This window comes from Caulobacter sp. NIBR2454, from assembly GCF_027474405.1.
Classification (GTDB): domain Bacteria; phylum Pseudomonadota; class Alphaproteobacteria; order Caulobacterales; family Caulobacteraceae; genus Caulobacter.
Genome location: NZ_CP114871.1, coordinates 2,151,938 through 2,165,995 on the forward strand (window position 1 = coordinate 2,151,938; position 14,058 = coordinate 2,165,995).

Consider the following 14,058-nt stretch of genomic DNA (forward strand, 5'->3'; position numbering starts at 1 on the left):
GCGGGGATTTTCAGGAGGAAATATGTGGCGCGTTAAGCCGCTCGACGCGATTCTGGCGACCGCACAAAAGAAGTCGCTTCATCGCTCTCTAGGTCTGTTCCAGCTCACCCTGCTCGGTATCGGCGGGATCATCGGCACCGGCATCTTCGTGCTGACCGCCGAAGCGGCCCAAAAGGCCGGACCTGGGATGCTGATCTCTTTCGTCATCGCTGGGTTCGTCTGCGCGGTCGCCGCGCTCTGCTATTCAGAACTGGCCTCGATGGTGCCGGTTTCCGGCTCGGCCTACACCTATTCCTACGCGGTCATGGGCGAGTTCATCGCCTGGCTGGTGGGTTGGGCGCTCATCCTTGAATACGCCGTGGCGGCCAGCGCCGTAGCGGTGGGGTGGTCCGGCTATCTCGTAGGCCTGCTCGAAAACTCGATCGGCTTCGTCATACCCACGGCCCTGGCCAATGGGCCATACGCCGGCGGCATCCTGAACCTGCCCGCCGTGCTGATCGCCGCCGCCGTGACCGCGCTGCTGGTCCGTGGCACCACTGAAAGCGCCACGGTCAACGCCGTGCTGGTGGCCATCAAGGTCACCGCCCTGGCCCTGTTCGTGATCCTGGCCATGCCGCTGATGAAGCAGGAGAACTTCGCTCCGTTCGCTCCGCTCGGCACGCCGGGCATCATCGGCGCCGCGGCCTCGATCTTCTTCGCCTATGTCGGCTTCGACGCCGTCTCCACGGCGGCGGAAGAGACCAAGAACCCGCAACGCAACGTCCCGCTGGCCCTGATCGGCTCGCTGGTCATCTGCACGATCTTCTACCTGCTGGTCGCCAGCGGCGCGATCGGCGCATACGGCGCTCAACCGCTGTTCGGCCCCACGGGCGAGGTCCTGCCTCCGGGTTCGCGCGCTCTGGCCGACCAGTGCGCCAGCATCGCCGCCGGCGCTCAGGAACCCCTCGTCTGTTCGCGTGAAGCCCTGGCTCACGTGCTGCGCGAGATCGGCTATCCGTCGATCGGCAACCTGCTGGGCCTGGCGGCCTTCCTGGCCCTGCCTTCGGTCATTCTCATGATGATCTACGGCCAGACCCGCCTGTTCTTCGTGATGTCGCGCGACGGTCTGCTTCCGGCGGTCCTGAGCAAGGTCCACCCGAAGTACCGGACGCCGCACGTGGTGACGATGTTCACCGGCGTGGGCGTGATGATCGCGGCGGCCTTCTTCCCGGTCGGCAAGCTGGCGGACATCTCCAACTCCGGCACCCTGTTCGCCTTCCTGGCGGTGTCTGTCACCGTCCTGATGCTGCGGGTGAAGGATCCGAGCCGTCACCGTCCCTTCAAGACCCCGCTGGTTTGGGTCGTGGCGCCTATCGCCGCCCTCGGCTGCATCGTGCTCTTCTGGTTCCTGCCGCCGGAAGCCAAACTGGTGTTCCCGATCTGGTCGGCGATCGGCCTGCTGATCTATTTCAGCTACGGCTATCGCAAGAGCCACGTGGGTCGCGGGATCGTCGATGTTCCCGAGCTGGACCCCGACGCCCCGCCCTCGCAGGCGGAAGCCATCGGCGCTCCGAAGAAGTAGTCTGCTTCAGAGCTAAAGACGGAAAGGCCCGGGTTCGTCCCGGGCCTTTTCTTTTGAGCTGAGGTCGCCATGTTGGGGGCATGAGTTCCGAGCCCCCCATTCGCGCGGTGATCGCGCCGGTCACCCCCCTGCAGCAGAACTGCACCATCGTCTGGTGCACCAAGACCAAGAAGGCGGCGGTCATCGACCCCGGCGGCGAAGTTCCGCGCCTGCGCCAGGCGCTGGAGAGCCAGGGCCTGACCCTGGAGAAGATCTGGATCACCCACGGCCACCTGGACCACGCCGGCGGCGCGGCGACCCTGAAGCTGGAGACGGGGGTGCCGATCGAGGGGCCGCACCCCGACGACCAGTTCTGGATCGACGACATCGCCGTCAATGGCGAGCGCTGGGGCATGCCCGAGGCGCGCGCCTTCGTCCCCGACCGCTGGCTGGGCGACGGCGACGTGGTGACCCTGGGCGAGACGCAGTTCGAGGTGATCCATTGCCCGGGGCACACGCCTGGACATGTGATCTTCTTCCACCGCGAGACGCGCTTCGCCCAGGTGGGCGACGTGCTGTTCCAGGGCTCCATCGGACGAACCGATTTCCCGCGTGGCAACCACGCCGACCTGATCGCCTCGATCACCCAGAAGCTGTGGCCCCTGGGCGACGACGTGCGGTTCGTGCCCGGTCACGGCCCCATGTCGAGCTTCGGGGCGGAGCGGCGGTCCAACCCCTATGTGGCCGACCGGGTGCTGGCCGGCGCCTAATCCACAAGTCCGCCGCCGTTTCGACTCTATGTCGGGTCTGAAATTCGGATGTGACCCCGACGTGACATTAGACTTGGCATGGACATGGCCCGCAACGATCCCAATCCCCGGATCCTGGTCGTAGACGACGACCCAGGCATCCGCGATCTGGTCTCCGATTTTCTCGGCAAGCACGGCTATGCCGTGGACACCGCCGGCGACGGCGCCGAAATGGAGAAGGCTCTTGGGCGCGAACGCCCGGACCTGATCATCCTGGATGTCATGTTGCCCGGCGAGGACGGCCTGGCCCTGTGCCGCAAGCTGTCCGCCCAGCCGGACGGCCCCTCGATCATCATGCTCAGCGCCATGGGCGAAGAGACCGACCGCATCGTGGGCCTGGAGCTGGGCGCCGACGACTATCTGCCCAAGCCTTGCAATCCGCGCGAGTTGCTGGCCCGCGTGCGCGCCGTGCTGCGCCGCCGCCAGGAGCCGAAGGCCGCCGAGGACGGCGCTCTGGGTGCGACCTGCGAGTTCGCCGGCTGGCGGCTCGACCTGGTGCGCCGCGACCTGCGCTCACCCGATGGGGTGGTGATCAATCTGTCGAGCGGCGAGTTCACCCTGCTGCGCGCCTTCATCGACCGGCCGCAGCGGGTGCTGACCCGCGATCAGCTGCTGGATTTGGCCCGCGGGCGCGATTCGGACGCCTATGACCGCGCCATCGACGTCCAGATCAGCCGCCTTCGCCGCAAGCTGGACGACAGCGCCGGCGAGATCATCCGCACTATCCGCTCCGAAGGCTACGTGTTCACGCCAAAGGTCACGCGAACCGCATGAACCGTCGCCTCCCCGCCACGCCGTTCTTTCTGCAAACCATCGGCCTGGTGATCTTCACCCTTGTCGCCGCCCAGCTGATCAGCGTGGCGGTGATCCTGCTGTCGCCGCCGCCGACGCCGGAATTCTATCGTGTCAGCGAGATCGCCCAGGCGGTGCGCAACGGCGAGGTCGACACCCGCGACGGCCGCGCCCTGGTGGCGCGTGTGCGCGACCATCAGCCTTTCACCGACCGCAATCACCAGGGCCGTCGTCGCAATGAGCTGAAGGCGGTGATCGCCCGCGCCATCGACGTCGAGCCCTCCCGCATCGTCCTGAAAATCAGCATGCAGCGCCGTCTTCTGCTGCGCCCCGGCCCGCCGCCGCCACGCATCCGTCGCGCGCTGCAGGAGCAGAAGGGCGGCCCGCCGCCCGAGCTGCGGCAGGAAGACTTCCTGGTCGGGCCGTTCAAGATGGCGGTGCAGCAGCCGGACGGCCGCTGGATGGTGGTGCAACCCAAGCCGTCCTTCCGGCCCGATGCGTGGCAGACCCGCCTGCTGTTGGTGCTGGGCCTGTCGATCCTGGCGGTGACGCCGCTGGTCTGGATGTTCGCCCGCCGACTGGCCGCACCGATCAGCGCGTTCGCCGACGCCGCCGAACGCCTGGGCCGCGACCCGGGCGCCCCGCCCCTGGAGCTGCGCGGATCGTCGGAGGTGAAGGCCGCGGCCGCCGCCTTCAACCAGATGCAGGAGCGGCTGCGACGCTATGTGGAGGATCGCACGGCCATGATCGGGGCCATCGCCCACGACATGCGCACGCCGCTGACCCGCCTGCGTTTCCGCATCGAGGCGGCGCCCGAGGAAATGCGGGGCAAGATGGCCGCCGAGATCGACCAGATGGACGAGATGATCTCGGCCGCGATCACCTTCGTCCGGGACGCCACTCGCGAGGGCGAGCGAACCAAGCTGGAGCTGACCTCACTTCTGGAGAGCGTCATCGACGACGCCGCCGAGGTTGGCGCCGCCGCCAGCGTGGAGCAGGCCGACCGCATCGTCATCGACGGCGATCCCCTGGCCCTGCGCCGACTGGTGTCGAACCTGGTGGACAACGCCATCAAGTACGGCGGCGCCGCGCGCGGCCGGGCCTATGCCGAGGACGGCTCGGCGATCATCGAGATCGAGGACGACGGCCCCGGCGTGCCCGACAACGAGATGGACCGGGTATTCGACCCCTTCTATCGCGGCGAGCCGTCCCGCAACCGCGAGACCGGGGGCATCGGCCTGGGCCTGGCCGTGGTCCGCTCCATCGCCCGCTCCCACGGGGGCGACGTCACCCTGCACAACCGCCCCGGCGGCGGCCTGACCGCGCGCGTTCGCCTTCCACTTTAGGTTTCCCAAATGACCCGTTTGATCTTCGCGCTGTCAGTTCCCCTGATGGCCGTCGCCGCCGTGGCTCAGGCCCAACCCGCGCCGCCGGAAGGGCCGCGCCCGGGACCGCGCCAGCAGGTGTTCATCAGTCCGGCGGGCGAGCCCTTCCGCGCGGCGCCGACCGCGCCCTACCCGGTCGCCGCCTGGTTCGCGCGCGCCGACGCCAGCCACGACGGCAAGCTGGATCGCCAGGAATTCGCGGCTGACGCCCTGACGTTCTTCACCGTCCTGGACGCGGACAAGGACGGGACGATCTCGTCGTTCGAGAACACCGTCTACGAGAACAAGATCGCGCCGGAAATTCTGCCCAACGCGGATCGGGTCGGCATGGGCGGTCTGCCGCCTGGCGGCAAGCGCAAGGGGCCTCGTCCAGGCGACGGCAAGCGCAGGGCCCAGCGCGCGATCGCGGGCATGAGCTTGCAGGGCGCATCGCCCTACAGCCTGTTGAACGAGCCGCAGCCGGTGCGCGGCGCGGACGCCGACTTCAACTACCGCATCAGCAAGGACGAGTTCGAAGCCGTGGCCCGCAAGCGCTTCGCCATCCTCGACACCGACGGCGACGGCGCACTGATCCTGGACGCTCTGCCACACACCCCCGCCCAGCAGATGCGCGAGACGATGCGCGGCCAATAGAGTTCCCTGGCGCCGAACATCATTGGATCTACTGACGAGGCGCGCCGATCTGCTTGGGTCGGCGCGCTTTGTTACGTTTTAGGGTGAACCCAAACCGACTTCACTGGTTTAGCTCCACAGACGAACTGGACATAAACCGTGATGACCGACCCCAACGGCCCGCCTGAAACGCCCGCACCGCCGGCTCCCGAATACGAGCCTGGCCAGGTGCCGGACGAGGCGCCGCCCATTGATCCGACGCCGAACCCTCCGGGCGACGGCACGCCCTATGCCGGGGCGGTCACCCCGACGCTTTAGTAAAAGGAGCAGACCCATGGACCTCGACTCCAATCGGACGACCACGCGCGGCCGCCGCGGCTTCGCCGCCATGGACCCCGAACGCCGTCGCGAGATCGCTCGCAAGGGCGGGGCCAGCGTGCCGAGCGAAAAACGAAGCTTCGCCAAGGATCGAGATCTGGCGGCGAACGCTGGGCGCAAGGGCGGCTCGTCCTCGCGCGGCGGCGGCCGACCTAACCGGTCTGGCGACATCTAGGGCGCCGGGCGCCGCAGAAAGCGGCGCCTTGCTCCTGATGCGGAATTATCGAGCAAAGACCGCATCCCAAACCGCTCATTGCGCGTTGCAGCATGGACCGGTCGGCTGCCGGCTTCCTTAGTGGCATATGAGGCGGATATCCCCATGGACTTGACGTTGGCGTCCTTCGGCCAGGCCGATCAGAGCGATGCGACTGACCCGTCCACCCCGATCGCCCCTGGCGTCGAACTCAAACGCGTCGCGCTTATCGGGAACTTCCCCCCACGGCGCTGCGGCATAGCCACCTTCACCGCCGACGTGCATGGCGCCCTGACCAGCGCCTTCCCCAATCTTTCCTGTGACGTCTATGCGATGGATGATGACGGCGGACCGTACGCCTACGGTCCCGCGGTCCAGTATTCCATCCGCCAGCAAGACCTTGGCGACTACGCCGAGGCCGCACGCCGCATCAACGAAAGCGGCGCGGACCTGGTCAATCTGCAGCATGAATTCGGCATCTTCGGCGGCCCGGCTGGCGAAGATATCCTGCGTATCCTGACCGCCGTGCGCGCGCCGGTGGTCACCACCCTGCACACGGTCCTGACCAACCCAAACGCCGACCAGCGGCGCGTGATGCGCGGCCTGATCCAGCGCTCCGCCCGCCTTCTGGTCATGGCAGAGAAGGGCAAGGAAATCCTGCGCCGAGTGTATGGCGTCCCGGCCGAGAAGATCGCCGTCATCCCGCACGGCGCCCCGGACCGTTCGCTGGTGGAGCCCGACGCGGGCAAGGCCGCCTTTGGCCTGGAAGGGCGCAAGGTGCTGCTGACCTTCGGCCTGCTGTCGCCCAACAAGGGGCTGGAGGTGATGATCCGCGCCCTGCCCCGCATCGTCGAGCGGCATCCCGACCTGACCTATGTCATCCTGGGCGCGACCCATCCCCACCTGATCGCTCGCGAGGGCGAAGCCTATCGCGAACAGCTGATGGAGTTGGCCAGTTCGCTGGGCGTGCGGGAAAACCTGGCGTTCGTGAACGACTATGTCGACACGCCGGCCCTGCTGGACCGGCTGCAGGCGGCGGATATCTATGTCACTCCCTACCTGGCCGAAGCGCAGATCACGTCGGGTACGCTCTCCTACGCCGTGGCAATGGGCAAGGCGGTGGTCTCCACCCCCTATTGGCACGCGCAGGAATTGCTTGGCGACGGCACCGGCGTGCTGACGCCGTTCGGCGATGTGGACGCCTTGGCCGCGGCCGTAGCTCGCCTGCTGGACGAGCCGGAGCGCCAAGCGGCCCTGCAAGCGCGCGCCTACGCCAAGGGTCGGCGGACCATCTGGTCGGCGGTCGCCCGGGACTATGTGAGCACTTTCAAGCAAGCGATCAAAAGCCAGGTCATCGACATGCCCCAGGAGGGACGATCGCGGATCGCGGCCCCCAAGCTAGACGCCGTTGAACGTCTGACCGACGCCTGCGGCATCTTCCAGCACAGCCTGTATGGCGTGCCGGACCGCCGCCATGGCTATTGCATCGACGACAACGCGCGGGGTCTGATCCTGACGACCCAGCTGAAGGTGCTGAACCCTCGTGACGAGCGGGCGCAGAAGCTGGCCTGGATCTACGCGTCTTTCGTCCAGTACGCCTGGAACGCCGATGTGGGGCGGTTCCGCAACTTCATGTCCTATGAGCGCACCTGGCTGGAGGCCGAGGGTTCGTCCGACAGCGGCGCCCGCGCCCTTTGGGCTATCGGCGCCACGGCTGAAAACGCCCCGATCCCCGACCTGCGCCATTGGGCCGAAGCCCTGGCTCGTGACGCGCTGGGCAGCTTCGAGACCGTACTGGCCGCCCGCACCTCCGCCTTCGCGATCCTGGGCCTGGCCGCCCTGTCACGCGCCGGGGTCGAGCGCGAAAGGACCGAAAGCCTACTGCGCCTGCACGCCAACCATCTGGTCGAGCTATTCGAGGCGCACGCGACAAAGGATTGGATGTGGTTCGAGCCCTTCCTGTCCTACGACAACGCCCGCCTGCCCGAGGCGCTGCTGCGCGCCGGCTTGGCGCTGGATGACAACCGCATGGTGCAGACGGCGCTCAAGGGGCTGGCCTGGCTTTGCGACATCCAGACCGCGCCCAGCGGCTGCTTCCGCCCCGTGGGCACCCACAGCTTCGGGGCCCACCATGCCCGCCCGTCGGCGTTCGACCAGCAGCCGCTGGAGGCCGCCGCCACCATCGACGCCTGCGCCGCCGCCTTCGAGGCCGTGGGCGATCAGCGGTGGGTCAATGAAGCCCGCCGGGCCTATGACTGGTACCTGGGCGGCAACGACCTGGGCGTCAGAATGGTCCGCGATGAGGACGGCTCATGCTTCGATGGGCTGGGTCCGCACGGGCCGAACCTGAACCAGGGGGCCGAGTCCGTGCTGGCGTTCCAGATGGCGACCTGCGCTATGCACAGTCTTTTCGCCCGACACAGCGTTTCGACGCAGTTGGCCGTTCGACACTGACCCGCCCGGCGCGCTAGCCTTACCCAATGCCGAAGATTCACCACCTGCCTCACAGGCTGCAGGCGGACGCGACGCGGGTCGTGATCCGGCCGTTCCAGCTGCCGTCCACCAGCGGCCGCATGCAGCGCATCTTCAACGCCGTCTCGGCGATGGACATGCGCACCTGCCAGGCCGAACTGGCCATCGTCGGGCGCGATTTCGAGTCCCGCCACTGGCAGACGCGCCAGATCTTCCTCAAGCGCTACGAACAGGTGGCGGCCGAGCTGGGGATCAACAACGGTCTGTCGGACCAGCAGCGCCAGCTGGTCGGCGCCTATTTCTGCCACGAGTATTCCTACTCGGCGGCGGCCCTGATGAACCCGTCGGTGGTGCCGCACGTGGACCAGTCGGGCCTGACGCAAGGCAGCATCCGCTTCATCATGTCCCTGCGGGCGGTGGGCGAAGGCCACATTTCGTCCATCGCGTTCCGGGAAGGCATTCTGACCGGCGACGGGCGCATGGATCTGATGCCCGAGCCGCCGTTCGCCACGGCGGTGACCTGGGACAAGCCGTGCGGGCCGGAGGTCGAAGCCTGCCCCGTCACCGCCGAACGGCATGCCGAGGCTTCGCTGTCGGGCACGGTGATCTTCCCATTCACCGCGGCCCAGGCCGGCGGGTTGGAGGACCTGCGTCTGGTCCGCTTCCTGGACGATGATGACGAGACCGCGCGCTATTTGGGGACCTATACCGCCTATAGCGGCCGGGCCATCGGCTCGGAGCTGATGAGCACGGACGATTTTCGCACCTTCCGCATGGAGCCCATGAGCGGCCCGGCCTCGCGCAACAAGGGCATGGCCCTGTTCCCGCGCAAGGTGGATGGCCACTACATGATGATCGGCCGCCAGGACGGCGAGAACGTCTTCCTGCTGCGGTCCGAGAACCTGCGCGAGTGGGGCGAAGGCGAGCTTCTGATGAAGCCGCGCGATCCGTGGGAGCTGGTCCAGATCGGCAATTGCGGCTCGCCCATCGAACTGGACGAGGGCTGGCTGCTGCTGACCCACGGCGTGGGCGCCATGCGCAAGTACGCCATCGGCGCGGTGTTGCTGGACAAGAAGGACCCCAGCAAGGTCATCGGCCGTCTGCCCGGCCCCCTGCTCTCGCCCGCCGACGAGGACCGCGAGGGCTATGTGCCGAACGTGGTCTATACCTGCGGCGCGATCGCCAACAACGGCATGCTGTTCATGCCCTACGGCGTGGCCGACAGCTCGGTTGGGTTCGCGCTGGTGGAGCTTGACGAATTGCTGGGAGAGATGATCTAGCCTTCATATGTGAAGCGATCTTCACTTTGGGGGCTATCATGTCTGTTGCGATCCGTGCCGTCGTGCTTGCGGCGTCACTCTGCTTTTCCGGCGTCGCCATGGCGCATGAAAGGGACTGGGGAGCGGCGCTCAGGTCGGATGCGGACGCGATGCGGCGCATCTACAACGAAAGCCACCCCGGCGCGGTTGATCCCGCCAATCCCGAATTCAACAAGCAGCTCACCGACATCCATGCCGCCGCCTATGCGCGCAGCCACACCGTGCGCAATCAGGCGGACTATGAGCTTGGGGTTAGGGCCATGGGCGCGGCTTTCAACGACGGCCACGCGGGGACCTATCCATCGCGCCAATTGCCAAAGCTGACCAACTACTGGACAGGCTTTGTGTTGCGCTCCGTAAACGGCGAACTCAGGGTGGCCCTGCGCGAGGACGGCGCGGCTCCACCGTTGGACGCCCGGCTAATGTCCTGCGACGGGATTGCCGCGGACAGGCTCTATGAACAACGGGTTGGGACCTACAACCCGCTCTTCTCTCTTGAGGCTCGGCGCGCTCGCCTCGGAGGCCGCCTGCTACTCCAGTACGGAGAACCGTCCCTCGACGATCGACCCAAGCGGTGCATCTTTCAGCAGGGGACGGAGTCGAAGTCGTACGATCTCACATGGCGACCGCACCCGGATATTGGTCCGCTGCTGACTAAGGCCGCCCAGAGCTTCGTTGCGCCTATTGAAAGACGAGTGCTTCCCGACGGCACGATCTGGATATCCGCCGGCACGTTCAACAACATCCCGGGCAGTGACGTCTCTACCCGTCTGGCGAACCTGGTGAGCTCAATAGAGCACGACCCATCGCTGCGCGATGCGCCGCGAGTGGTTCTGGATGTTCGCGGCAACGGAGGCGGCGACTCCCTGTGGAGCTACCGCATGGCGCAGGCGCTGTTCGGCGCGGACTATGTCGAGGCCGTCGCTCCCGCCTCCGAGGGAATCGATTGGCGACCGTCGAGCGACAACATCGCCCACTTCGAACGCCTGCTGGAGGGATGGAGAAAGGAAGCCGAGCCCAACACTCAATCGATAGAATGGGTGACGAAAGTTCTGGCGGGCATGAAAGCAGCAAAAGCCTCGGGCGCTACTTTCTGGCGTGAGATCGATGCTCCCCGCACCAAGTCAAGCTCAGCGCTCCGATCACAGTACGCAGGCCGCGCGATCGTCCTTGTGGACGGCGCCTGCGGGTCGGCGTGCCTAGACGCCGTCGATGTCTGGAAAGCGGCGGGTGCTGTTCTCGTGGGAAGAGAAACCGCAGCCGATAGCCTGTATATGGACGTGCGTTATGAAACCTTGCCTAGCGGCATGGCCACGCTCGCTATTCCCACCAAGGTTTATCGTGGTCGACAGCGGGGCTCCAACGAACCCTATCGCCCCGACCACGTCTGGAACGGTGGCATGAATGACACCCCGGCGCTGGAGAAGTGGATTGTCGCCCTTCCCTAAACCGCCGTCAGCAGGAACGCCCCGAACTCAGGCGCCGGGCTGATCCACTGGCGGGTCACGCTCCAGCCGCTCTTGTCGGCTAGGTCGGCCACGCGTTGCGGCGTGAACTTGTAGGCGTTCTCGGTGTGGATCGTCTCGCCTGCGGCGAAGCGGAACTGACGGCCGGCGGCCCGGACCGTCTGGGTCGAGGTGCTGAGCAGGTGCATCTCCATGCGCTGCTCGATGGCGTTCCAGATCGCCAGGTGCTCGAAGGCGTCGAGATCGAAGTCGCCCTCGGCCTCGCGATTGATGCGCGCCAGGATGTTCTTGTTGAAGGCGGCGGTGACGCCGGCGCTGTCGTCATAGGCGGCCACTAGGATCGACTCATCCTTCACCTGATCCGCGCCGAGGATGAAGGTCGAGCCATCGCCCAGCAGGCGACGGGCGGCCTTCAGGAAGGCCACAGCCTCGTCCGGCGTGAAGTTGCCGATGGTCGAGCCGGGGAAGAAGCCCACGCGAGGCCGCTCGCCCAGGGCCGGCGGCAGGCGCAGGGCCGTGGTGAAGTCGTCCAGCAGCGGCGCGACCAGCAGGTTGGGATAGTCGGCCTGGATCGCCTCGGCCGCGTCGGCCAGGGCCGTTGGGCTGATGTCGATCGGGGCGTAGGCCGCGATGTGGGGCGCCGCGTCCAGCAGGTGTCGGGTCTTGAGGCTGGCGCCGCTGCCGAACTCGACCAGAGCGGCGTCGTTGGGGATAGCCGCCGCAAGCTCCGGCGCGATGCTCTGCAGCAGCGCCGTCTCGGTGCGGGTCGGATAGTATTCCGGCGTCTCGCAGATCTCCTCGAACAGGCGCGAGCCTTCCGCGTCGTAGAAGTACTTGGGCGACAAGGTCTTGGGCGAGGCCGACAGGCCGGCGATCACGTCGCGTTCGAACCCGGTCAGCTCCGGCTCGGCGGCGCTCTTGCGGCGGGCGTCGCGCGCCAGACGCAGTCCGGCGAACATCCAGCGCTGATGCGGATAGTAGAAGTTGCGGTAGCTGGCGCGGACATGGCCGTCTGGCGTGACGCATGCGCCGCCGCGCAGGACCATCTGGCCCGACATGAACTTGCCGTTGTATTCGCCGACCGCGCCGGGTCCGGCCTCGAACCCGGGATAGGGACCGTAGGCGCTGGCGGTCCATTCCCAGACATCGCCGAACATCTGCTTCAGCCGGGCGCCCGCCGGCGCGGCGCGGGGGTTGAGCTCGCGCGACGAAAGGAAGGCGCCCTCCCCCGTCGCGGAGGCGGCGGAATGCTCCCACTCGGCTTCGGTGGGCAGGCGCGCGCCGGCCCAGGCGGCGTAGGCGGCGGCCTCATAAAAGCTGACATGGACCACGGGGGCGGCGGGATCGATGGCGTTAAGACCGCGCAGGGTCATGGCCTTCCAGCCGCCTTCGGCCTTGCGCCAATAGAGCGGCGCGGACCAGTCCTCGGCCTGCACGCGGGCCCAACCGTCGGACAGCCAGTATTCGGGCCGGCGGTAGCCGCCGTCCTCCATGAAGGCCAGCCACTCGCCATTGGTCACGGCGCGGTCGGCCAGCTCGAACGGCTCCAGATAGACCTTGTGGCGCGGTCCCTCGTTGTCGAAGGCGAAGCCGCGGCCCTGGCGGCCGATCTCGACCAGACCGCCGTCGAAGGGAACGAAGGCCAGCGGCGCGGCCCTGCCTTCGCCAATCTGGCGGCCACGCGCATAGGCGGGATCGACCGGCGAGTTGCTGAACAGATGCAGCACGTCCATCAGCATCAGTTCCTGATGCTGCTCCTCGTGGGCGAAACCCAGGGCGAGAAGCGGCTCCAGCGCGGGATCGACCCCGCCCTGCAGCAGGCGCGCCATGGCCGCGTCGACGTGATGTCGGTAGTCCATGATCTCCGACGCCGCCGGCCGGGTCAGCAGGCCGCGTTGCGGGCGCGGCTGCCGGGGTCCAAGGGCCTCGTAGTAGGAGTTGAACAGGTAGCTGTAGAGCTCGTCGAACGGCCGATAGCCCGGCGCGTGCTCGACCAGGACGAAGGTCTCGAAGAACCAGGTCGTGTGCGCCAGGTGCCACTTGGCGGGGCTGGCGTCGGGCATCGACTGGACCGCCTGATCCTCGGCCGTCAGGGGCGCGGCGAGCGCTTCCGTCGCGCGGCGCACCCGAAGGTAGCGATCAAGCATCGTGTCGCCCACAGGCGTCGAAGCGGCGAAGCGGACGGCGTCGTCGAGCGGGCTCATGAGCCCAGAACGGTCAAGCCGCGCGTCGGTTGCTTCGCTGTCCATGCCTTGAGTCTCCGGTTGAAAGTCCAAGCTACGCCTGGGGTGTGTCAGAAACTGGCAGCAGGATGACGGTGGGTTGGCGGCAGGCTTTTACAACCCAGCCGCCAGGCCCAGGAGGAAGCCTAGCTCAAAAACCTGCTCCACGGCGCCCAGCACGTCGCCCGTGTGCCCGCCCAGCAGTCGGCGAGCCAGGAACACCACCGCCAGGGCCAGGACGCCTCCGATGCCAAGGCCAAGCAACAGGTTCCCGGCAGGCAGGAAGACCATGGGCCAGACGGCGATCAGCGCGGCCATCAAGACCTCGCCCCAGCGCACGCCGTCGGGCACGGGCTTCCACTTGGCGACCGAGGCGTCGCCGGCATAGGGCGACAGACGCATCACCAGCACCGCCGCCGCACGGCCAGCGCCATGGGCCGCCAGCAAGGCGAGCGCGGCGATCACGGGCGCCAGCGAGGCCAAGGCGGCGACCTTCAGCCCCAGCACCAGGACCAGAGCGATGACGCCATAGGTCCCGACGCGGCTGTCCTTCATGATCTCCAGCCGGCGCTCCGGCGTCTGGCCCCCGCCCAGGCCGTCAGCGGTGTCGGCCAGGCCGTCTTCGTGAAAGGCGCCGGTGATCAGGACGCCGGCCGCCACCGCCAGGAGCGCGGCGATCCAACTGATCCAGAAGTGCGCCGCGGCGAGCAGGACGAGGGCCGATAGGCCGCCGACGATCTGGCCGACCAGCGGAAACCAGCGGGCGCTGCGGGTCGTCCAGTCCGGCTCGAACCGCGACAGCTTTGGGGTCGGCAGGCGGGTCAGGAACTGGACCGCGCAGAAGAAGAGCTCGACCTGCCGCCGCAGCAT

The 14,058-nt window shown here is 67.3% G+C and carries 12 protein-coding genes; 10 read left to right on the forward strand and 2 right to left on the reverse strand.

Features of this window, described 5'->3' with window-relative positions:
* Nucleotides 1-22 precede the first annotated feature (22 nt).
* From O5K31_RS10590 to O5K31_RS10635, 10 genes are all read left to right on the forward strand, one after another.
* Nucleotides 23-1,561 carry an amino acid permease gene (locus O5K31_RS10590; protein ID WP_269713567.1) on the forward strand — a complete coding sequence of 513 codons (1,539 nt, stop codon included), beginning with the start codon at nucleotides 23-25 and terminating at the stop codon, nucleotides 1,559-1,561.
* Nucleotides 1,562-1,641: 80 nt separating this feature from the next.
* A complete protein-coding gene (locus O5K31_RS10595; protein ID WP_269713568.1) occupies nucleotides 1,642-2,310 on the forward strand; it encodes an MBL fold metallo-hydrolase in 669 nt (222 codons plus the stop codon).
* A 78-nt stretch (nucleotides 2,311-2,388) separates the two neighbouring features.
* Complete coding sequence (locus O5K31_RS10600) at nucleotides 2,389-3,123, forward strand: response regulator (protein ID WP_269713569.1); 735 nt, start codon at nucleotides 2,389-2,391, stop codon at nucleotides 3,121-3,123.
* Nucleotides 3,120-4,487, forward strand: a complete 1,368-nt coding sequence (locus O5K31_RS10605) for an ATP-binding protein (protein ID WP_269713570.1) — start codon at nucleotides 3,120-3,122, stop codon at nucleotides 4,485-4,487. The genes O5K31_RS10600 and O5K31_RS10605 overlap by 4 nt, the downstream gene beginning before the upstream one ends.
* Before the next feature lie 9 nt (nucleotides 4,488-4,496).
* Entirely contained in the window at nucleotides 4,497-5,159 is a 663-nt protein-coding gene (locus tag O5K31_RS10610) for a hypothetical protein (protein WP_269713571.1), read from the forward strand.
* Between the two features lie 141 nt (nucleotides 5,160-5,300).
* Nucleotides 5,301-5,456 (forward strand): hypothetical protein, encoded by a 156-nt coding sequence (locus O5K31_RS10615; protein ID WP_269713572.1) that lies wholly within the window; start codon nucleotides 5,301-5,303, stop codon nucleotides 5,454-5,456.
* A 16-nt stretch (nucleotides 5,457-5,472) separates the two neighbouring features.
* Complete coding sequence (locus O5K31_RS10620; RefSeq protein WP_269713573.1) at nucleotides 5,473-5,691, forward strand: KGG domain-containing protein; 219 nt, start codon at nucleotides 5,473-5,475, stop codon at nucleotides 5,689-5,691.
* 144 nt (nucleotides 5,692-5,835) lie between these two features.
* A complete protein-coding gene (locus O5K31_RS10625; protein WP_269713574.1) occupies nucleotides 5,836-8,163 on the forward strand; it encodes a glycosyltransferase family 4 protein in 2,328 nt (775 codons plus the stop codon).
* Between the two features lie 26 nt (nucleotides 8,164-8,189).
* Nucleotides 8,190-9,461: a glycoside hydrolase family 130 protein gene (locus O5K31_RS10630; RefSeq protein ID WP_269713575.1), complete on the forward strand. Its 1,272-nt coding sequence runs from the start codon at nucleotides 8,190-8,192 to the stop codon at nucleotides 9,459-9,461.
* 38 nt (nucleotides 9,462-9,499) lie between these two features.
* Nucleotides 9,500-10,948, forward strand: a complete 1,449-nt coding sequence (locus O5K31_RS10635) for a S41 family peptidase (RefSeq protein WP_269713576.1) — start codon at nucleotides 9,500-9,502, stop codon at nucleotides 10,946-10,948.
* Here the strand turns inward: O5K31_RS10635 and egtB are convergent.
* Nucleotides 10,945-13,170, reverse strand: a complete 2,226-nt coding sequence (gene egtB / locus O5K31_RS10640; RefSeq protein WP_269717046.1) for an ergothioneine biosynthesis protein EgtB — start codon at nucleotides 13,168-13,170, stop codon at nucleotides 10,945-10,947. The genes O5K31_RS10635 and egtB overlap by 4 nt on opposite strands.
* Before the next feature lie 132 nt (nucleotides 13,171-13,302).
* Nucleotides 13,303-14,058 carry an adenosylcobinamide-GDP ribazoletransferase gene (gene cobS / locus O5K31_RS10645; protein ID WP_269713577.1) on the reverse strand — a complete coding sequence of 252 codons (756 nt, stop codon included), beginning with the start codon at nucleotides 14,056-14,058 and terminating at the stop codon, nucleotides 13,303-13,305.